The 18,950-nt window shown below is 69.5% G+C and carries 14 protein-coding genes, 1 tRNA gene and 1 pseudogene; 9 read left to right on the top strand and 7 right to left on the bottom strand.

The genetic code is table 11. From position 1 onward, the window contains the following. Nucleotides 1-41 precede the first annotated feature (41 nt). Complete coding sequence (gene wblA / locus OH768_RS28815) at nt 42-380, bottom strand: transcriptional regulator WblA (protein WP_019063745.1); 339 nt, start codon at nt 378-380, stop codon at nt 42-44. Between the two features lie 584 nt (nt 381-964). Between wblA and OH768_RS28810 the strand changes: the two genes are divergently transcribed. After that, entirely contained in the window at nt 965-3,214 is a 2,250-nt protein-coding gene (locus OH768_RS28810; RefSeq protein ID WP_406458352.1) for a transglycosylase domain-containing protein, read from the top strand. A gap of 100 nt (nt 3,215-3,314) precedes the next feature. Here OH768_RS28810 and OH768_RS28805 read toward each other — a convergent pair whose 3' ends face one another. Next, on the bottom strand, nt 3,315-3,782 hold the full coding sequence (locus OH768_RS28805; protein WP_019070304.1) for a GatB/YqeY domain-containing protein: 468 nt from the start codon (nt 3,780-3,782) through the stop codon (nt 3,315-3,317). A 103-nt stretch (nt 3,783-3,885) separates the two neighbouring features. Between OH768_RS28805 and OH768_RS28800 the strand changes: the two genes are divergently transcribed. From OH768_RS28800 to OH768_RS28790, 3 genes are all read left to right on the top strand, one after another. Continuing rightward, on the top strand, nt 3,886-4,812 hold the full coding sequence (locus tag OH768_RS28800) for a metallophosphoesterase (protein ID WP_406458350.1): 927 nt from the start codon (nt 3,886-3,888) through the stop codon (nt 4,810-4,812). Between the two features lie 90 nt (nt 4,813-4,902). Next, the gene (locus OH768_RS28795; RefSeq protein WP_406458348.1) at nt 4,903-5,682 is read left to right on the top strand and encodes a Pr6Pr family membrane protein; all 780 of its coding nucleotides are present in this window, start codon (nt 4,903-4,905) and stop codon (nt 5,680-5,682) included. A gap of 54 nt (nt 5,683-5,736) precedes the next feature. Beyond that, a tRNA-Pro gene (locus OH768_RS28790) sits at nt 5,737-5,810 on the top strand. Nucleotides 5,811-5,913: 103 nt separating this feature from the next. On the opposite strand, the gene xerC is transcribed toward OH768_RS28790, so the two are convergent. Genes xerC through OH768_RS28775 form a run of 3 tightly spaced genes read right to left on the bottom strand, consistent with a single transcriptional unit; the run spans nt 5,914 to nt 8,600 of the window. Beyond that, complete coding sequence (gene xerC, locus OH768_RS28785) at nt 5,914-7,083, bottom strand: tyrosine recombinase XerC (RefSeq protein ID WP_406458346.1); 1,170 nt, start codon at nt 7,081-7,083, stop codon at nt 5,914-5,916. Beyond that, on the bottom strand, nt 7,083-7,229 hold the full coding sequence (locus OH768_RS28780) for a helix-turn-helix domain-containing protein (protein WP_406458344.1): 147 nt from the start codon (nt 7,227-7,229) through the stop codon (nt 7,083-7,085). The genes xerC and OH768_RS28780 overlap by 1 nt, the downstream gene beginning before the upstream one ends. Nucleotides 7,230-7,256: 27 nt before the next feature. Then, complete coding sequence (locus OH768_RS28775; RefSeq protein ID WP_406458342.1) at nt 7,257-8,600, bottom strand: replication initiator; 1,344 nt, start codon at nt 8,598-8,600, stop codon at nt 7,257-7,259. Here OH768_RS28775 and OH768_RS28770 point away from each other — a divergent pair. The 3 genes and pseudogenes from OH768_RS28770 to OH768_RS28760 all read left to right on the top strand — a co-directional run. Next, nucleotides 8,522-9,265, top strand: a pseudogene (locus OH768_RS28770) (DUF1152 domain-containing protein); the annotation flags it as partial. The gene OH768_RS28775 and the pseudogene OH768_RS28770 overlap by 79 nt on opposite strands. Beyond that, on the top strand, nt 9,262-9,492 hold the full coding sequence (locus OH768_RS28765; RefSeq protein WP_406458340.1) for a hypothetical protein: 231 nt from the start codon (nt 9,262-9,264) through the stop codon (nt 9,490-9,492). The pseudogene OH768_RS28770 and the gene OH768_RS28765, both read left to right, overlap by 4 nt. A 686-nt stretch (nt 9,493-10,178) precedes the next feature. Beyond that, nucleotides 10,179-10,466 (top strand): hypothetical protein, encoded by a 288-nt coding sequence (locus OH768_RS28760; protein ID WP_406458338.1) that lies wholly within the window; start codon nt 10,179-10,181, stop codon nt 10,464-10,466. A gap of 892 nt (nt 10,467-11,358) precedes the next feature. Here the strand turns inward: OH768_RS28760 and OH768_RS28755 are convergent. Further along, nucleotides 11,359-12,105, bottom strand: coding sequence for a DUF4232 domain-containing protein (locus OH768_RS28755; RefSeq protein WP_406458336.1), 747 nt, complete (start codon nt 12,103-12,105; stop codon nt 11,359-11,361). 203 nt (nt 12,106-12,308) lie between these two features. Here OH768_RS28755 and OH768_RS28750 point away from each other — a divergent pair, with 203 nt between their 5' ends. Together OH768_RS28750 and OH768_RS28745 are read left to right on the top strand one after the other, a co-directional pair. Beyond that, complete coding sequence (locus OH768_RS28750; RefSeq protein ID WP_406458334.1) at nt 12,309-13,649, top strand: helix-turn-helix domain-containing protein; 1,341 nt, start codon at nt 12,309-12,311, stop codon at nt 13,647-13,649. A 196-nt stretch (nt 13,650-13,845) separates the two neighbouring features. Next, nucleotides 13,846-14,226, top strand: a complete 381-nt coding sequence (locus OH768_RS28745; protein ID WP_406458332.1) for a hypothetical protein — start codon at nt 13,846-13,848, stop codon at nt 14,224-14,226. Here the strand turns inward: OH768_RS28745 and OH768_RS28740 are convergent. Then, the gene (locus tag OH768_RS28740) at nt 14,223-18,929 is read right to left on the bottom strand and encodes a DNA repair ATPase (RefSeq protein WP_406458330.1); all 4,707 of its coding nucleotides are present in this window, start codon (nt 18,927-18,929) and stop codon (nt 14,223-14,225) included. The genes OH768_RS28745 and OH768_RS28740 overlap by 4 nt on opposite strands. Nucleotides 18,930-18,950 lie beyond the last annotated feature (21 nt).

Genomic DNA, 18,950 nt, shown 5'->3' with positions numbered 1-18,950 from the left:
CGGGGATCGCCCGGGGTCGATCGGCCCCTACGGGACCGGCGTCAGCCCACCGCCGCGTAGTTCTCGTAGATCTCGTCGTCGTCGAGGGGGATGATGCCGACCCCTCGCTCGTACTCGATGCGCGCGGTCTCCAGTAGCCGGCGCCATGAAGTGACAGTGGGCCGCCTGCGCAACAGTGCGCGGCGCTCCCGCTCCGTCATGCCTCCCCACACGCCGAATTCGACGCGGTTGTCGAGCGCATCGGCGAGGCACTCCGTGCGTACCGGACATCCGGTGCACACTGCCTTCGCCCTGTTCTGCGCTGCTCCTTGAACGAACAGTTCATCCGGATCGGTAGTGCGGCAGGCCGCCTGCGCACTCCAGTCGGTTACCCAGCCCATACCGGCGCCGTCCTCTCCCGAATCGAGGCTCCCCCACGGCGGCAGCGGCATATGCACCGCCGCCAGTTGAGGACGTTACGGAAGGTGGGCACAGCGCAACACCCCCTTCGGGCCCAATCTTGAATGGCCCGAACGGACTATGCGTAAGCGGCAGATCACCCGGGGGAGTGAGCCCGCGACATACGTGACTTTCCCGGCAGACCGGGACAGTTGTCTTGCGTCGCAACGGACGCCAGGTGACACGGGAGGCGGATTCGGACACGCCTCCCACAAAAAAACAGGGAACGACCGGAACGATTCGGGGTCGCCGGACGTATTGATACGTGACCGCTCTGCTGTGACAGTTGAGAGCAGCTTAGGCCAACGCCTATACACCTGTCCGGCGAATGAGAACGTAGACGGCTCCTATTGCCGCGCCGTCATGTTCCCGGGACGGGTCCGCCGTTCACGGCGCGGTCGTAGAGCCGTTGATGCCACTGCCTACGACAAGGCGCCCGCCCATGCATGTCACGATCCCGCACCCGAACATCCCGAGACTCACCCGCTCCCTCGGGACGCCCCAGGTGAGGGATTAGGCTGCCCCCATGCCAAAAAAGCGCTCGGGTGGTGGTCTGTCCCCTCTGCAGCAGGCCACCAAGTTCCTCGGTGTCAGTGTGCTCGCCGGTGCCGTCATGGCCGGAATCGCGTTGCCCGCGGCCGGAGCGCTGGGGCTCGCGGCCAAGGGCTCGGTCCAGGGGTTCGACGACATCCCGGACAACCTGAAGAGCCCTCAGCTGAGCCAGCGCACCACGATCCTGGACAGCAAGGGGAACCAGCTCGCCTCGGTCTACTCCCGTGACCGCACGGTGGTGGAGCTCAAGGACATCTCGCCGTACATGCAGAAGTCGATCGTCGCGATCGAGGACTCGCGCTTCTACCAGCACGGCGCGATCGACCTCAAGGGCGTCCTGCGCGCCCTGAACAAGAACGCGCAGAGCGGTGGCGTCTCCCAGGGCGCCTCCACGCTCACGCAGCAGCTGGTGAAGAACTACTTCGTGGAGGAGGCCGGCGACGACCCGACGAAGGTCGCCGAGGCCACCCAGCAGACGCTGGGCCGCAAGGTCCGCGAGCTGAAGTACGCGATCCAGATCGAGGAGAAGCTCGGCAAGAAGAAGATCCTCGAGAACTACCTGAACATCACCTTCTTCGGAGAGCAGGCCTACGGCGTCGAGGCCGCGTCCGAGCGCTACTTCTCCAAGCACGCCAAGGACCTGACACTTCCGCAGTCGGCACTCCTCGCGGGCATCGTGCAGTCGCCCACGCGCTACGACCCGATCAACGACGAGGCCGAGGCCAAGAAGCGCCGCAACACCGTGCTGGCCCGCATGGCCGAGGTCGGCGACATCTCCAAGGCGGAGGCCCTGGCCGCCGAGAAGACCGACCTCGGTCTCAAGGTCAGCCAGGCGAAGAACGGCTGCATCACCGCCGTCAAGGGCGCCAGCTTCTTCTGCAAGTACGTCGAGAAGGTCTTCCTGAGCGACCCGGTCTTCGGCAAGACCAAGGAGGCCCGGGCGAAGATCTGGAACCAGGGCGGCCTGACGATCCGTACGACCCTGGACCCGCAGGCGCAGAACTCGGTCCAGGCCTCCCTCAAGGACCACATCTACAAGTCGGACTCGGTCGCCGCGGCGGCGACCCTGGTCGAGCCCGGCACCGGCAAGATCCTCGGGATGGGCCAGTCGAAGCCGTACGGCTACGGCAAGAACGAGACGGAGTACAACTACTCGGTCAACGCCGACATGGGCGGCTCGAACTTCGGCTTCCCGACCGGTTCGACGTTCAAGCCCTTCGTCGCCGCCGCCGCACTGGAGCAGGGCCTGCCGGCCACCCAGCAGTACCCGGCGCCGTACTCGATGGACTACCCGAGCCCCGTCTCGACCTGCAGCGGCAAGAACTGGGTCAACACGGACGGCGCGACGGTGGAGAACGAGAGCAAGTCGGAGAAGGGTCCGTACGCGCTGAAGGAGGCGATGGCCAAGTCGGTCAACACCTACTTCGTGCAGATGATCTCCGACGTCGGTCTGTGCCCCGTGGTGAGCATGACCAACAAGCTCGGCGTCGTGCAGGGCAACGGCGACAAGATCCCCGAGGTCCCGGCCATCGCGCTCGGCTCCAAGGGCCTCTCGCCGCTGACGATGGCCTCCGCGTACGCGACCTTCGCCAACGAGGGCACGTACTGCACGCCCATCGCCATCGAGTCCATCACCCAGAAGGTGGGCAACGAGCAGAAGTCGCTCGCCGTCCCCAAGTCCACCTGCACGCGCGCGATGAGCAAGAAGACCGCCGACACCATCAACACCGTGCTGCGCGGCGTGGTCGACTCCGGCACCGGCCAGGAGGCCGGCCTCACCGACCGCGAGAGCGCCGGCAAGACGGGTACGACGGACTCCCGCAAGAACGCCTGGTTCGTCGGCTACACGCCCCAGCTCGCGGGCGCGGTCTGGGTCGGCAGCGCCAAGCAGAACGTCGAGATGACCAACATCCGGATCGGCGGTGTCTACCACGACCAGGTCTACGGCGCCGACACTCCCGGCCCGATCTGGAAGGACGCCATGACCGGCGCCCTGGAGGGCAAGCAGGCCGAGTCGTTCACCCTCGTCAACATCCCCGACCCCGTCAAGGACAAGGGGAACAACGACGGCGGCAAGAACGGCGACAACGCCGGGACCGGCAACGGCGGCACCACCGACGGAGGCACCACCCCCACCCCGACGTTCTCCTTCCCGGACGGCTTCATCCAGGGCACGACGAACGGCGGCACCAACGGCAACGGGAACGGCGGCAACAGGGGGTAACTCCCCTGCGGCCGTCCGCCGTTCAGGCTCTTCGTCTACGACGACGGGGGCGCCCCTTGTGGAAGGGGCGCCCCCGTCGTCGTAGAAACATGTTCGTGGGTCAGCCGGCGAGCAGCTTCTTCACCACTGCGGCGACGCGACCGCCCTCGGCCAGTCCTGCCACCTTCGGGTTCACGATCTTCATCACGGCACCCATGGCGCGCGGCCCCTCGGCACCGGCCGCCTTCGCCTCCTCGACGGCCTGAGAGACGATCGCGGTCAGCTCCTCGTCGCCGAGCTGCTTGGGCAGGTACTCGGCGAGGACCTCGCCCTCCGCCTTCTCCTGCGCGGCCTGCTCCGGGCGACCACCCTGCGCGAAGGCGTCCGCGGCCTCACGGCGCTTCTTCGCCTCCTTGGTGATCACCTTGAGGACCTCGTCGTCGGAGAGCTCGCGCTTCTCCTTGCCCGCGACCTCCTCCTTGGTGATCGCGGCGAGCGTCAGCCGGAGCGTGGAGGAACGCAGCTTGTCGTGCGCCTTGATCGCGGTGTTGAGGTCTTCCTGCAGCTTCGACTTGAGCGTGGTGGTCATGGGTCTGATTCTCGCAGGTGCGCGACCGGCTCCGCCCGCCGATTTACCGGGCCCCGGCCGACTGGGTGTCAGGCGTGTCAGTGGGGTCTGACACGATGGAGGCATGCGCGCGCGATACGGAGTACCCCTGGGAATTGCGGCGGCCGGCGCCGCCGGTCTGGTCTACGCGGCGGGCTTCGAGGTCCGTTCCTTCCGCCTGCGCCGGGTGACGGTCCCGGTGCTGCCCGCCGGAATGCGCCCGCTCAGAGTCCTCCAGGTCTCCGACATCCACATGGTCGGCGGCCAGCGCAAGAAGCAGCGCTGGCTGCGCTCGCTCGCGGGCCTGCGCCCCGACTTCGTGATCAACACCGGCGACAACCTCTCCGACCCCGAGGGCGTCCCCGAGGTCCTGGACGCGCTCGGCCCGCTGATGGAGTTCCCGGGCGCGTACGTCTTCGGCTCGAACGACTACTACGGCCCCACCCTCCGCAACCCCGCCCGGTACTTGTTCGAAAAGACCGCGGGCCGCCACGGTCTGAACGGCAACCCGCCCATCGTGGGAGCCGTCCACAACCCGTGGGAGGACCTGCGGGACGGCTTCGACGCGGCGGGCTGGCTCAACCTCACGAACACGCGCGGCACGCTGAAGATCGAGGGCGCGTCGGTGGAACTGACCGGCCTCGACGACCCGCACATCAAGCGCGACCGGTACGCGCGCGTGGCGGGCGGCCCGTCGGACGACGCCGACTTCTCGATGGCCGTCGTGCACGCGCCGTACCTCCGGGCCCTGGACGCGTTCGCCGCCGACGGCTACCCCCTGGTCCTCGGCGGCCACACCCACGGCGGCCAGCTCTGCATCCCGTTCTACGGCGCCCTGGTGACCAACTGCGACCTCGACACGGACCGCGTGAAGGGCCTCTCCACGCATACGGCCGACGGCCGGACGTCGTACCTGCATGTGTCGGCAGGGTGCGGGACGAGCCGGTACGCGCCGGTACGGTTCGCCTGTCCGCCGGAGGCTACGTTGATGACGTTGGTGGGGCGGGAGTAGGCAGGCGATGCGCGTGGGGACTCGCGGGCCTCGTAGCTCGTGCGGCCCACCCGTATCGCCCGGTTCGTCCCCTCTGCCTAGCGTGAGGGCATGACCGCTCCGATACCCAGGGACATCCCGGACCTCCCCGCGGTACCCGGCATGCCCGCGCTGCTCGCCTCACCCGTTCCCGCCACCGCGGTGGTGGCTCCGTTCCGCCGCCCGGCGACGGCCGTGTACCGACTGCTGGTCGCGCTGGCGGCGGCAGCGGCGGTGACCGCCGACCTCTACCTCGGCAGCCCGATCAGGGTCCTGACCTACTTCACGATCCAGAGCAACATCCTGCTGGCCCTGGTGATGATCGCCACCGCCCGCCGGGCATGGACGGCCCGCCGCCCCCTCTCCCCCCTGGTGACGGGCGCGGCACTCCTCTACCTCACGATCACCGGCCTGGTCTACCACCTGATCCTGGCGCACGCGCCGAGCCCGTTCGCGATGACGGGCGGGGCTCTCACGGGGTGGCAGGCGGTGACGAACCAGGTCCTGCACACGGTGACACCGATCGCGGCGGTACTCGACTGGCTGCTGCTGACCGCACCCGGCCGACTGCACCTGCGGATGGCGACGACGTGGCTGCTGTACCCACTGACGTACCTGGCGGTGTATCTGGCCCGGGGCGAACTGATCCTCCCCGGCACACCGGGCCGCTACCTCTACACGTTCCTGGACGTCGAGCACCACGGCTACAAGAGCGTCCTCGGCAACGCCCTCCTCCTCGGCCTCGCCTTCTACGCCCTCTCCGTCCTCCTCGTGGCCCTCGACCACGCCCGCCCCAACCCGATCCGCCACCGCGCCAAAACCGGATTTCGTCTCCAGCCACCGGTGGGCTAAAGTAAACGACGTCGCCGCGATGGGCAGCAACACCGGCAAGATGAGCGGCGACATCGGGGTGTAGCGCAGCTTGGCAGCGCGCTTCGTTCGGGACGAAGAGGTCGTGGGTTCAAATCCCGCCACCCCGACAGCCAAATAGCAGTTCAGAGGGCCCTTACCGAATCGGTGAGGGCCCTCTGGCGTTGCTGCGTGTCTAACTGCGTGACTATCGCTTCCTGAGTGCCTTAGCGTCTACGGCTTCCGCGGATCGGCTCCGAAGATGCCGTCCATGACGACGGCGCCGGTCTGGATCACGGGCCGGATCTGCTTCCGGTAGACCTCTTCGGTCACGGCGGTACCCGAGTGCGCCACTAGCCGGGAGATCTCCTCCAAAGGGACGCCCCGGTCGGAGAGCAGCGACACGAAGCTGCGCCGGAGCTCGCGGGGTGTCCACTCGGCAGCGTCCACCCCGTCGACATCCTTGAGCGCCTGGCGGAAGGCGCGGCGGACGTTGGCTGCGTCGAGCGGCTTGCCCACGGCCGAGGAGAAGACGAGCCCGTGTTCCTCCCACTCCTCGTCAGCGGCGAGCCGGTCCCACCCCTGCTCCTCGAACTGCTGCCACAGCGCTTCCACGCAGCGCGCCGGCAGGGCGAGCGTGCGTCGGGACTTCCGCGTCTTGGTGTCCCCACTCCGCCGGACCGACCGCCAGACGGCGATGTGCGGAGGCTGCGGCGGGTCGAAGTCCGGCCGCCCCTTCAGAAAGACGTGGTCCCAGGTGAGCGCCCGCAGTTCCGCGGTCCGGGCCCCGGTCAGCAAGGCGACGACGATGTACGCGTGCATGGAGGTTCCAGCGGCCCCTTTCAACACCGCCTCGGCCTGGACGAAGGTGAGTGCCTTTGACGGGCGCCCCGCCTGTCCCTGCGGCACCGAGCACAGCTCGACGACGTTGCGCTTCACCTTGTCCCGCGCCATGGCCCGCTTGACCGCGCGGTTCAGGCAGGAGTGGAGGCCCTGGAGTGTGCGGGTGCTGAGTGTCTTCGCCTTGGCGGCCAGCCAACGGTCTACGTCCTCCGCGCTGAGGTCGCGGAGCTTGCGGGCGCCGAGGGAGGGGATGGCGTGCTTCTCGCTCAGGAGCGTGGTCGTTTCGACGGTGCTGGGGTCGAGGCCGGCCAGGCCGTAGGCGAGCCAGTCCGTGACCGCGTCCTTGACCGTGTAGTTGGTGGGCGCAATGGCGAGGCCGTCCTCATGGTCCCGCAGCACCTCTTTGAGCTTGTTCTTGGCCTCCGTCTTGGTCTTGCCACTCCCCCGCTTGACGATCCGTTTCCCGCTCGGGTCAAAGCCGAGGTTCGCCGTGGCGATCCAACGCTGTCTCTTCTCGTCCCAGTGGAGACCGCCGTCACCGCGACTACGACGCTTGGTCATCAGGCAGCACGCTCCGACTGCCCGGAGATGAAGTCGCGGAGAGCGGAAGCGGGGATACGTCGGCACCGACCGATGGCGACGGATCGTAGGCACCGGGTGCGGATCAGGTCGTAGACCGTGGACCGCCCAACCTTGAGGCGAGCCATGACGTCGACCACGGTCAACAGCTGTCGTCACGCATGTGTTGGTTCTCCTTCCGTGCCGGGGGCGGGTTCGAGGGATGCGGCGAGCCAGGCTTCGGTGGAGGAGAGGCCAGTTCCGGCGAAGACCCAGTGGGCGAGGACGTATGTCGTGTCGTTCTCTCGCCCGTTGAGCGTTGCGGCTTGGGCGCGACGCCAGTCGGCTCGGGCGGTGCGCAGTGCGCCGAGGGTGGTGGAGTAGCGGCGGGACTTGGTGGAGAAGTGGCCGCGGAAGCCGAGCATGTGGGCCCAGGCGCGCAGGCGGAGGTGTTCGAGGTCCTTGCGGGCGCCGAGGGTCCAGGCGGTTCGGATCAGGTGGCGGGCGTGGTCGCTGGTACGGGCGTGGGCCAGTTCGGCGAGGAACCGAATCGGTCGGTCCAGGGCGCCCGTTGCCGTTTCGGCGCCCTTGGTGGCGTACTTCGCGATGTACGCGGCTACGGCCCGATCGGTGAGTTCCTGGCCACCGTCGAAGTCGGCGGAACGGATCGGACGGACGTCGAGCTGAGAGCCGAACGCGAAGGTGTGCGGGCGGGCCTCGATCACTGGGCCCTCTACGCGGGCGGCGGAGGCGGCGGAACGGATGGCGTCCGCCAGCAGTTCGGCCGTGGCCCAGGCCGGAGGCGGAGTGTCGCCGCCTTCCGGGCCGTCGAGGCGGATGACCGCATGGAAGTGGACGGCGCCGCGCTTCTGGTACTCGGCGACCTTGGCGAAGGAAATCCGGGCGTGATTGCGGAACGTGCGTTGGGTGAGGCCGACGAGCTTGGCGACCTCACGGCGGAGGTAGATCGAGAAGCGCCGCCAAAGGGCACCGGCGTGCGCGTTCCAGAGGACGGCAGCTTCGTAGTCGTAGGTGTCGGGGTTGAGCGGGGTGCCGAGTTCGGTGTCGTCCTGGTCGTGGGAGACGCCGCAGCGGCAAGGGCGGCCATCGGCGCGGCGGTTGTGGACCGGGCCGAAGCCCGGGGCGGTGAAGGTCGCGAAGACGCGGGGGTGCGTGGCTACCCGGGCAGTTGTGCCCTTGCCGCCGCGAAGTCCGGCCGTGATCAGGTGGAAGGTGTCACGACGGTAGGTCTCGGCGCAGGCCGGGCAGCGGGTTGCTCGGCGGTTGTTGCAGCGGACCAGGAGATGACCGGCCGGGAGGGTGGCCGAGTCCAGCCGGCGGAGGAGGTTGCCGATCTCGCCGGTCGCCGTGTCGACGTCGTATTCGGTGCGGTGACCGTCGAGGCGTACGGGGTGGGTACAGCCGCCCAGGCCCGCGAGTTGTCGGGCGCGACGTGCTGGCCCGAGGCGGCGAGCCGACGCTGAAGAGCCCTCTCGCCGACTCCTTGACGCTGGCAGCATGCGCCCAAGTAAACGCGCCGGTACGGCTGTTGGTCGCAGGCCCCGGCCTGGACGGCGAGCTGTCACACGAGGATTTGCGCGGCTTGCTCGGCCCAGTGGTCCACACGTTCACGGCGAAGGACGTGAAACCGATCGGCTCGGTCCTGGAGTGGCACCCCTCCGAAGCGACCGGGATGCTCGCTGCAACAGCCCGAGGTGTACGGGGCACGTGCGAGGTCCGGGACGCGGGACTTCCCATCCCCCTCACCGACGAGAGCCCGACCGTCCACGAAGTCGACCTGGACGAGGCCCTGAGCCGCAACGAGTTGGCCCGCGCCATCATGGCGACAACCACCCTGGACGAGGCAGAAGCCCTGAGCCGCGAGATCTGCGGCTTCTCGGAAATCGACTACGAGCGCAACAAGGCTCTTTGGCTCAAGGAGCGACAGCCGGCGAAGCTCGACGCCGGCTCAGTACTGCCACAGCTCGCCCAGTTCGAGGCCGAAGCACGAAGCCGCGGAGTCACCCACACGACGTTCCGCCACCTCACAGAGGTCTTGAACCTCGACGGCTCACAGCGCGATGACATGCGCCAACTACTCCTCAACAGCCACCCGGAGCGGTACGTAGCCCCGTTGTGGAGCATTACGGCCGATGGCCCCCAGGAGCCGAGCCGGACATCATGAGCGCCTACAGCAGCGATCGGGACCTCAACGTGCACGACGTCACCGGCAACGGCAACGGCACGGAAGTCGACGTCGCCACCAACCTGCTCAACGGTGACATCAGGCTCTCGATTCTGTGGACCCAAGAGATCCTCTTGTCCGCCGACGCCGCCGACCAGGTAGCCGACGCTCTTCGACGAGCCGCAGCACAGTCCCGCAGCATCACAGCCGCCCCAAGCGCCGACTGAATAACAACCTTCTCTACTGGTTCAAGGCCCGCGCACAGCGCGGGGGCGCGCCGCCTCTGCGGCGCGCTATGTGCTGCGGGCAGAAGCGTGGAAGTCACCCGCAGGTCAGGGACATGCCTCCGGCGGGGGCGCTCAGGCTCCAGGATGGCGGGGGCGCCGTTCGCGGGTGCCGGCCGCGAGTGGCGTGCGTGGGGTGCTCCGGGGAAGATGGTGGCCCAAGGCGAGAAGACCCGGTACGCCGCGCGTGAACACTGAGCCCGTAGGTCACTAGTCCGACTCGTTGATATATGGGCGTGTTACCCCCGAACGTGCCAAGTGATCCAGTGTGTGCAGTTCAAGCTCGCATCGGATGTAGGAGACATCCGAGACGCTTGAAACAAGGAGCACACATGAGTCCTGACCACAGGACACCTACGCCGTCCGGGCCCCTACTGCGAGGCAAGCGCAGGAAGATTGGCGGGCTCGCCACAACCGCGCTGCTGGTGGCGATCGGACTGGTCACCCCCGCTGCGGCCATCGCACACAGCATGACTGGCCACGCGTCCGCCGCCGACGGTAGGTGCGACAAACCTGGCATGGCGGGGCTGGACAAGTGCAGGGGGCCGAGGCCGCCGAAGCCGAAGCCGACCCCGACCCCGCCCCCGCCGCCAACGGGCTGCAACGACATCGACTCAGCAGTTCAAGGGATGACCAAGTACGTCTCGGTGGTTTGCAGCGGGCAGGTGCGGGTCCTGTCCGTCAATGAGGCTGGTCCGAATCCGCCGACCCCTGTTGCTAACGGAAGCAACGTCTTCTGGCAGCTGGTGGGAGGCCCGACCAACGTATTCGACGCCACGCTGGCGGTATTCGATGATCGCCTCCTGGTCACCGAGCTGACGTCAACAGGAGAGGTGTGGCAGGGGGCGTGCACCTCAACGCTGCCGCTCACGGTGCCGTGCACCTTCACGCAGATGCCCACGCCACCGAACACGTAACGAACCTGCTCGCGGCGATCGTGTGGCCTGTCGGAAGCATGCGGCGGTCCGATCACTACCGGGGCAACATCCGACGGCCAGGCGACACGGTGCCCCTGGCGTGCCTGTTCGAGAGGCACGCCAGGGGGCCACGGGGAACACCGGAATCAGCTCCAGGTCGCTTCCCAGCCGCTTGAGTGACAGCCGGGGGCGGGCGCGACCTACGTCACGTCGGCGACGGGTGGGCAGTCTTCTGGGCCGTCCCTGGGCCGTACGAGGGCGCTCGGCAGTGACCGACGGCGACAGCCAGTGACAGGTCAGGGGCCAGCGCGACCGGTGAACGCCCAGGTCACGGGCCCCCGGCCGAACGGGTTTCCTTCGAGGGGTAGCCGTCAGGCAAGATGGGGTGTTTCGCGAACTCATCAACGGCCAGTGGATCCGTACCCAGCAGCTCCTATACGGCAGTGATGCCGAACTTACTGCCGCCAGCAGGGCTGTTCAAACGGCCCAAGCAGTACTTCGGTTGCCCTGAGCACCTCGACGCCTGCCGCGCAGCTATGGCCTTCGGACATAGCGGCGACCCTGTCTAGCTAAGCGAGTGTGGGTGAGTGAGTGTCCAATTGCGTGACAACGCCCACGAACAACGGCGGACGGGCGCGAACGTCTACGGACCATCAGCGCAGGTAAGAGGTGCCGCAGCCCAAGGCATCACCCCCACCCAAGTTGCTTCGGGACGAAGAGGTCGTGGGTTCAAATCCCGCCACCCCGACAGCCAATTAGCAGGTCATCGCTTGGCCGTCGACGAAACCCGGCCGTGTGCCCATGTCAGCGCTTAGGGCCATGCCGTGTATCCGGAGGGCCGGCACTGGATGCAAATTCAGTACCGGCCCGCCACTGCCCTACGCCCCCGCCCTCAGTAAGTCAGCGCATCCTGCGCGCTGGTCAGCCAGTACGTCACCCGCAGCGAGTCGTCGATGTAGACGCCCTTGCTGGGGAGGGCAGGGGTGGCCGCCGGGCTGATGCTGTTGTTGTTGCGGTCGAAGAAGTAGACGGAGAGGGACTTGGCGGTGCGGCCGTTGGTGCCGCTGCCGTTGTCGCCCCCGGAGAGGGCGACGCCGGCGTAGCCCGACTGGCCGGGGGCGAGCGTGGTCACGGCCTGCGGCTCGGAGTCCTTGATCACCGGCGGTACGGACTGGGCGTCGTCGAAGTTGGCCGCCGGGTAGTAGTAGAGGTCGCAGGCCTTGGAGCCGGTGTTGGTGACGGTGAGCAGCATGTGGTTGATGGGGCGGCTGACCGGCTGCGCGGTCACCTTGGTGTTGGCGCCGCTGCAGGTGACAGAGCTGTTCGAGCCCGAACCCGAACCGGACGCCGAGCCCGAGCCGCCGCTCGTCTTGCTGCCACCGGACCCCGTGCCGCCGCTGGTAGAGGAACCGCTCGTGGAGGAGCCCCCCGTCGAGGAGCCGCCCGACGTGCTACCGCCGCTCCGGCCGGTCTGCGTCCCGGCCGGTGCCGGGGTCGTCACCGGGGAGGAGTTCGGGGAGACCGCGCCGGCGTCCTGTACTCCCAGCTTGTCGTTGCAGGCGGTGAGCGAGAGCGCGGCGAGCGCGACGGTGGCGGCGGCGAAGAGGCGGGTACGGGGACGGGCGGTGAACGCGGACATGACTGTGCTCCCTTTCGGAGAGGCGGGAAGTCGCCCGCCGTCCAACCGGTCGGCGGGCGGCGTGCTTTGATGACCGCAGCTTGTGCCGCCTTCCGTCCCACCCGCCACGGCAGCCGGGACTTACGGGAACCTGGAACGTTCGCACCGGCTCTTACCTGGGGGAACAGGGCTTCCCTGGAACGCTGGACTGGAATGGAGGCTGGGTGGCAGTGGTGGACGAGACGGCCGATTTCGCGGCGCTGATACGGGAGCTCAAGGACCGTTCGGGGCTGAGCTACGGCGTGCTCGCGAAGCGGCTGCACATGAGCACGTCGACGCTGCACCGCTACTGCAACGGCGACGCCGTACCCACCGAGTACGCCCCCGTGGAGCGGTTCGCCCGCCTCTGCAAGGCGACCCCCGACGAACTCGTCGAGGCCCACCGCCGCTGGATCCTGGCCGACGGGGCCCGCCAGCGCGAGCGGAAGTCCGCCGCGACGGCCGCGGCCACGGCCACGGAAGCGATCACTGGGGTCACAGAGGCGGCCACCGCCGCCACCCCCGAAGCAGACCTCCCCTCCGCCGCACCGGAGCCCACGCCCGGTACCACCCCCTCCCCCGCACCCGAACCCGCCGTACCGGCGACCGCCCCGCGCAACCGCCGCCGTACCGCCCTCTTCGCCGCCGCCGCGGTGGCCGTCGTGCTCGCGGCCACCGCGCTCGTCCCCCGGCTGGTGTCCGGCGACGGCGGCGGTGACCGGAAGCAGGAGGCCGGATCCGTGACGTCCACCGGGCGCGGCACTCCGTCCTCGTCCACGTCCGCGAAGTCGACCTCGTCGCCGTCCGCGTCGGCCTCGCCCTCCGGCTCCGCGAGTCCTTCCGGGTCCGCTACGGCGAAGAGCGAGGAGTCCGCCTCCCCGAGCGCGAAGTCCGGCGGGGCCGCGGATGTGGCGGCGGCCGTTCCGCTGACGGTGACGACCCGGCCGTATGCCTGGGAGAGTCCGTGCGGCCAGACCTATCTGGTCGACCGGGCCGCGGCCAAGGTGCCGCCGCCGCCGACCGAGCAGGACGCGCCGAGCTGGGTGAGCGCGCTGGGTGCCGTCTCCGCAGGCAGCCAGTACCTCGAACTCACCGTGCAGGGCACCGGCCAGGACACCGTCGTGCTGCAGTCGCTGAACGTCCGGGTCGTCGACAGCGGTGCGCCACCGGCCTGGAACGTGTACGAGATGGGGTACATCGGCGTCGGCTGCGGCGGCGGGGTGCCCACGCACTCCTTCGGCATCGGGCTGGACTCGGTCCGCCCGGTGGCCACGCCGAAGTCCGGGCAGACGGGTCTGCCGTACAAGGTGAGCGAGAGCGAGCCCGAGGTCCTGTACATCACGGCCGCCGCGGCCTCCCACGATGTGCGCTGGTATCTGGAGCTGGCGTGGTCCAGCGGCACCCGCAACGGCGTGCTGCGCATCGACGACCAGGGGAAGCCGTTCCGCACCAGCGGCATGAGCGGACGCCCGCAGTACGGCTACTCCCTGGACGACAGCGAGTGGGTGCCCCACCAGGCCGGCTGAACGCCGACCGAACCACGGGCGGCCCCGAACACCCCGCCCGGCCCCGCGTTGACACCGACCCGCGCCGGACGTTGACTGGCAGCACTGCGCAGTCGTTGAAGGGTACGACCGACCGGGTCTCCGGGAGCCTGGAACAGGCCGTCGAGAAGACCGACGAGGCACGAACGCCTTCAGGCGGAACGGAAGCGGCATCCTGATGTACGACCAGACACGCGCCCAGCAGCCCGCCGGGCAGAACCGGACCCCCACCGAACGCCGCACGCCGGGCCCGGAGCCACTGCTCCCGCCGGCCGAGCGTGAGCAGGTCCTCCAGCGGCTGCGGCACGCCCTCAACACCTTCGCCGACACCCCGCGCGATGCCCTGGCGGAGGCGGAGAGCGCCTACGACGAGGCCACCGCCCAGCTGGTGAGCGCCCTCGCGGCCCGGCGGGAACTCCTGCGCGCCGCGTGGGCCGAACAGGACATCGCGGCCCCCACCGATGCCGCGGAACCCGCGGACCTCACGTCCCAGTCCGACGAACTCCGCCACGCGCTCCGCCAGTACCGCGAGATCACCCAACGGCTTCTGCAGCTCTAACTCTTTCGCGCGTACGCCGCCTTCAACTCGCCCCAGCGCACGGCCTGTTCATCGGCAAGCGTGCCCCGCAGCTCCGCCAGCTTCAGCAGGTTCGCCTCCGCCTCCGTCCCCAGGGTCTGTGCCTCGGCCGTGTAGTGGTCGTCCAACACGGCGGACAACTCACGGGAGTTCGTCACCGGCTCGATGCGCCGGGCGATCCGGTTCATGGTGCGGTACGACCCCTGGAGCCGGAACGGCGGTTCGGTGCGGGCCGCTTCCGTGGTCGCCGCCGACGCCATGTACGCGGCGTTGACCGCGAGGACGGTGTCCCGGGCGGCGAGCAGCTGCCTCAACACGGCGACGATCCGGGCCAGTTCGGCGGGGTCGCAGGCGTAGGAGAGGCGGTCCGCGCGGGCCGTCGCGTCGCTCCGGGCCAGCCGGATCAGCAGGTCCAGGTCGTCGCGGTCGCGGCCGGTGAGCGGGGCCAGTACCGGGTTCGAGGTCAGCGCGTTCTCGATGAAACTCAGGGCGAACAGCGCCTCCTTGCCGGTCAGTACGTCGCCGAGGTTCCAGACGTCGGCACGGTTGGCCAGCATGTCGGGCACCCGGAACCGGCTGCCCGACTCGGTGTACGGGTTGCCGGTCATACAGACGGCGAACCGCTTGCCCCGCAGGTCGTAGGTGCGCGGCACGCCCTCCCACACGCCCTCCATCCGCCGGGTCGCGTCACACAACGTGATGAATTTCTGCAGGAGTTCGGGTGACGTGTGCTGGATGTCGTCCAGGTGGAGCAGCACGTTGCTGCCCGCCGCGAGCGCGAAGTTGACCTTCTCCACCTCCTGGCGGGCGGTCGCGTTCGGCGCCTCCGCCGGGTCGAGAGAGGTGACACCATGCCCGAGGGCCGGGCCGCTGACCTTGACCAGGACCAGCCCGAGCCGGTCGGCGACGTACTCCATAAGGGTTGTCTTGCCGTAGCCCGGCGGGGAGATCAGCAGGAGCAGCCCGCCGGTGCCGACGGGTGCGCCATCCCCCGCCGTGCCGAGCTGCCGGGCCAGGTTGTCGCCGATCAGCGGGAGGTAGACCTCGTCGACGAGCCGACCCCGGACGAAGGACGACAGGACGCGCGGCCGGTACTCGTCGAGCCGCAGCCGGGCGCGCTCCGCCGCCACGAGGGCGGTACGACGGCGCTGGTACGCGCGGTGACCGGGGACGTCCCGGGTGCGGAACTCATGGGTGCGGGCGAGGAGTTCATCGACTCTCACACACAACTCACCACCCACGACCCGGGGATGGCTGCCCAGCAGTCCGCCTACCGTCTCGGTCAGCCGCGCGTCCGACTCGTAGCGCGGTGTGCCGGGGCAGAGTTCGGCCGCCACCGCCTCCGCCAGGTCCCCCGGTTCGACCCGCGTCCCGGACGCCGTCGTGTACGCCGTCAGCCAGGCCTCCACCAGCTGGCGGCGCGCGGGCAGGTCGTCGTCGAGAGCGGTCAGATCGTCGTCGTAGGCCGAACTGCCCACCGCCCGGCGGAACTTGTCCAGCAGGGTGCGGGCGCCCGCGCTGATCACGAAGCCCTCGGGGGCGGTGGTGAGTTCGTCGAGGAGGTAGGCCGAGGCGGGCTCGCCGTCCAGTTCCTTCGCGAGTTCCGCGCGGAGTTCGGCGTCGGCGGGGGTGGGTCCGAACAGGTCGCGGGCCCGGGCCAGGGACCTCGCGCGCCGGGTCCAGTTCTCGCGCGCCCGCGGGTTCGTGCCGTGCGTCCAGAAGAGCAACGCGCTTGCGCGGGCGGCCGGTTCGTGGCGCAGCAGGCCCGCGTCCTCGTACCGGCGGAGCAGGGCCGTGAGGATCGCGGTCGCGTCGTGGTCGTGCACACCGCGTTCGTAGCCTTCGTCGTACGACTCCTGCGCGGCCCGGCGGACCAGGGCCGCGAGGTCGGGTTCCTGAGCGAGGGCCTGCGCGCCGTGTTCGTCGAGGAGGCGGGCGGCGAGGTGTTCGGCGCGGTAGACCCGTGGTGACTCGGAGGGCAGCGGGCGGTCCCAGTACGGGCGGGTGGCCGCGAACTCCGGGTCCCTGACCGGGGATCGGTAGTCCGTGCCGGTGAGGGCGAAGGCCAGGCCGTCGCCGGAGGGGACCAGGGTGAGGTCGAGGGGCTCGGTGTGCACGGCGAAGCGGTGGCGGCCGAGTCGGAGGGTCCGGCCGCCGTCCGTGGAGAGGTCGGCGCGGTCGCGCAGGGCGCGAACCGCCTCCGCGTGGGCGGCCGTGAGCCGGCCCGTCAGCTCCTCCGCCCTTGTCGGGTCGCCGAGTTCGCGGAGTCGGTCGGCGGTACGGCGGATCCTCGTCACCATCGGGTCGGAGGCGAAGTAGGTGTTCACCGCGTCGGCGTCGGCGAGCGCGACCGCCCGCCGCCCCACGGCCTCCAGCACTTGGATCGCCGCCCTCGCCAACTGCTCGGCCCTGCCTGCGCGTTCGTCGACCAGGGTCTGCTTGCGGGCCGAGAGGGTCTCGTGGATCTCGGTGCGTTTGCCGGCCAGTTCGGCGAGGAAGTCGTCGAAGTCCGCGAAGAGGGCCTCCAGGTTCTCCAACCGCACCAGCAGCAGGGCGAGTTGGGTGTCGCAGGCCTCCGGGGTCGCCGCGTCCGCGAGGGCTCCCGTCACCGACTGGGCCAGCAGCGCGAACTCGGCCGCGAACTCCGCCCGGCCCTCCCGGTCCCGGAGTTCCGTCCGCCGGGCGTCCAACGTGGCGCGGGCCCGGTTGACGCCGCCCAGCACCTCGGCGATCCGCTCCAGGATCGACGTACGGACCGTGGTGTCACCGATGTCGAGTCCGGCGGCCACCTCGGTCACCGTCCGCAGCCCTTCGGTCAGTTCGTCCAGGCGGGCCGCGACCGGGGCCGCCTCGGCGACCTTGCCCAGCGCCCCGGCCTCCGCGACCAGGGCGTCGATCAGCTCGTGGTGCCCGGCGAACGCGTCCTCGCGCGCCAGGAACGACATCGCCCGCTGCCCGAACACCCTCAGATCCGCCTCGACTTCGGCCGCCGCCTCCTCGATCCGCGCGGTGTCCGCGTACCGCATCTCCTTCAACGTCAGCAAGTGCCCCTGCGCCCGCCGGAGTTCGGTGAGCCCGGCGACCCAGCCCGCCGCGTCCCGGGGCGCCTCACCCCGCAACCGCCGGACGAGGGAGGCGAGACGGTCCGTCGCGTCGGCGAGAGCGTCGGCGGCCCGCCCGGTCAGAGTCCGGACCGTCTCGAACTCGGTCAGGACCTGCTCCGCCGTACCCCGCACCTCCTCCAACGGACCGCGCAGATCCCCGAGTTCGGCGTCTCCCAGCCAGTGATGCGTGTCGGCCGCCCGGACACACGCGGCGACCAGCGCCTCGTACACCTCCGCCGTCGGCTCCATCCCGACGACCGCACCCGTCAGCGACAGACAGTCAGAGATCCCGCGCACGAGATCGGCGTTCCCGACCCGGAACAGCGGCCCGGAGCCGGTCAGTTGGGCGGCGGCATGCGTGTCGGAGACGAACGGGGTACGCCAGATCCGCACCGGATGAACCCGGGCCGCCTCCCCCTCCCCCGCGCCGAGCACCATCAGCGTGCCGTCGTCGAAGAGCCCCCACCCCTGCCCGGACAGCGGCGCCGCGACCTCCTTGCGGATCATGTTGTACGGCAGCAGCAGGCTCCGCCCCGACCCCCGCGCCCGGTACCCGAACAGCACGTCCTCCCCGTTGGGCGAGCGCACGATCCGCTCCGACTCCAGCCCGTCGGTGGCCGTTTCGAAGGTCTTGCACTCCCCCGTGGCCAGGCAGTACCCGCCCGGGAACACGATCCCCTGCTCCTCCGGCAGCCGCTGACACGACCGCCCGATCCCGTCGAGTCGTAGGACGCCCTTGGTCAGCGTGTTGAAGACCAGGTAGCGGTGGGCCTCCTCCTTGTAGGGGAGCACTCGCAGCAGCACCAGCGCCCCCACCCGCGCATGCGCGATCTCCGCGTCGGCCGGCGACTGCAGCGGCTCGTCCACCGGTTCGGCGTAAATCCCCTCCCCCGTCTCGGTGTTGTCCTCCACCTTCACGGTGAGGGTGCCGCCCAGCGTGTCGACGTACAGCCCGTCCTGGATCCGCACATGCGGGTGCCGGCCGGGGACGAGGTCCTCGCGGCCCGTCGCCGTCCAGTCGAAGTCGTACGGCGGCGGGAAGACGTGGTCGCGTTCGCCGTGCGCGTCCAGGAAGGTCGCCGCCCGGCCGTCGTCCGTGAGCGCCCAGCGCAGCACCCGGATGTCGTCGGCCTTCTCGCCCGTGCGGAAGACGGCCAGCAACTTGCCGTCGACCCGCCGGAGTTGGACGAGCCGCGCCTGCCGGTAGTAGCGGTGCAGGGCGGCGAACTCCCGTACGAACTCCGGGTCGTCGAGGAGTCCGGGTACGGCATTCTCGGGCAGCCTGCGCAGGTCCTGGCGGTCGTACAGGGCGAGGACGTCGGCCACCGCTGTCTCTCCGGTGACGCCGCGGGAGGTCTGGTGGCCGAAGAGCAGCGCGTCTCCTACGGCGACGATATCGCTCGGTGCGGCCGGGTGCCCGGTGGTGAGGCGTCCGGTGCCGGTGAGTTCCAGCCGGGTCGAGCCGAACTCCTCGGTGCGGCGGGCGTTGAGTGCCTCCGCGCGGCGGGCGAGTTCGGCGGCCTGTACGGCGAGGCGGTCGCGCAGGACCTCGTAGGTGCCGGTGTCCAGGCCGGTGGTCATGGGTCCCTCTCAGGATCTCGG

This window comes from Streptomyces sp. NBC_01622, assembly GCF_045209635.1.
GTDB lineage: Bacteria > Actinomycetota > Actinomycetes > Streptomycetales > Streptomycetaceae > Streptomyces.
The sequence above is the reverse complement of the archived record's forward strand: the minus strand, read 5'-3'. Positions and strand labels throughout refer to the sequence as shown.

Excerpts from the sequence above, each read along its gene's own strand:
- wblA (WP_019063745.1), bottom strand. The coding sequence starts at position 380 with ATGGGCTGGGTAACCGACTGGAGTGCGCAGGCGGCCTGCCGCACTACC.
- OH768_RS28810 (WP_406458352.1), top strand. The coding sequence starts at position 965 with ATGCCAAAAAAGCGCTCGGGTGGTGGTCTGTCCCCTCTGCAGCAGGCC.
- OH768_RS28805 (WP_019070304.1), bottom strand. The coding sequence starts at position 3,782 with ATGACCACCACGCTCAAGTCGAAGCTGCAGGAAGACCTCAACACCGCG.
- OH768_RS28800 (WP_406458350.1), top strand. The coding sequence starts at position 3,886 with ATGCGCGCGCGATACGGAGTACCCCTGGGAATTGCGGCGGCCGGCGCC.
- OH768_RS28795 (WP_406458348.1), top strand. The coding sequence starts at position 4,903 with ATGACCGCTCCGATACCCAGGGACATCCCGGACCTCCCCGCGGTACCC.
- xerC (WP_406458346.1), bottom strand. The coding sequence starts at position 7,083 with ATGACCAAGCGTCGTAGTCGCGGTGACGGCGGTCTCCACTGGGACGAG.
- OH768_RS28780 (WP_406458344.1), bottom strand. The coding sequence starts at position 7,229 with ATGGCTCGCCTCAAGGTTGGGCGGTCCACGGTCTACGACCTGATCCGC.
- OH768_RS28775 (WP_406458342.1), bottom strand. The coding sequence starts at position 8,600 with ATGCTGCCAGCGTCAAGGAGTCGGCGAGAGGGCTCTTCAGCGTCGGCT.
- OH768_RS28765 (WP_406458340.1), top strand. The coding sequence starts at position 9,262 with ATGAGCGCCTACAGCAGCGATCGGGACCTCAACGTGCACGACGTCACC.
- OH768_RS28760 (WP_406458338.1), top strand. The coding sequence starts at position 10,179 with ATGACCAAGTACGTCTCGGTGGTTTGCAGCGGGCAGGTGCGGGTCCTG.
- OH768_RS28755 (WP_406458336.1), bottom strand. The coding sequence starts at position 12,105 with ATGTCCGCGTTCACCGCCCGTCCCCGTACCCGCCTCTTCGCCGCCGCC.
- OH768_RS28745 (WP_406458332.1), top strand. The coding sequence starts at position 13,846 with ATGTACGACCAGACACGCGCCCAGCAGCCCGCCGGGCAGAACCGGACC.
- OH768_RS28740 (WP_406458330.1), bottom strand. The coding sequence starts at position 18,929 with ATGACCACCGGCCTGGACACCGGCACCTACGAGGTCCTGCGCGACCGC.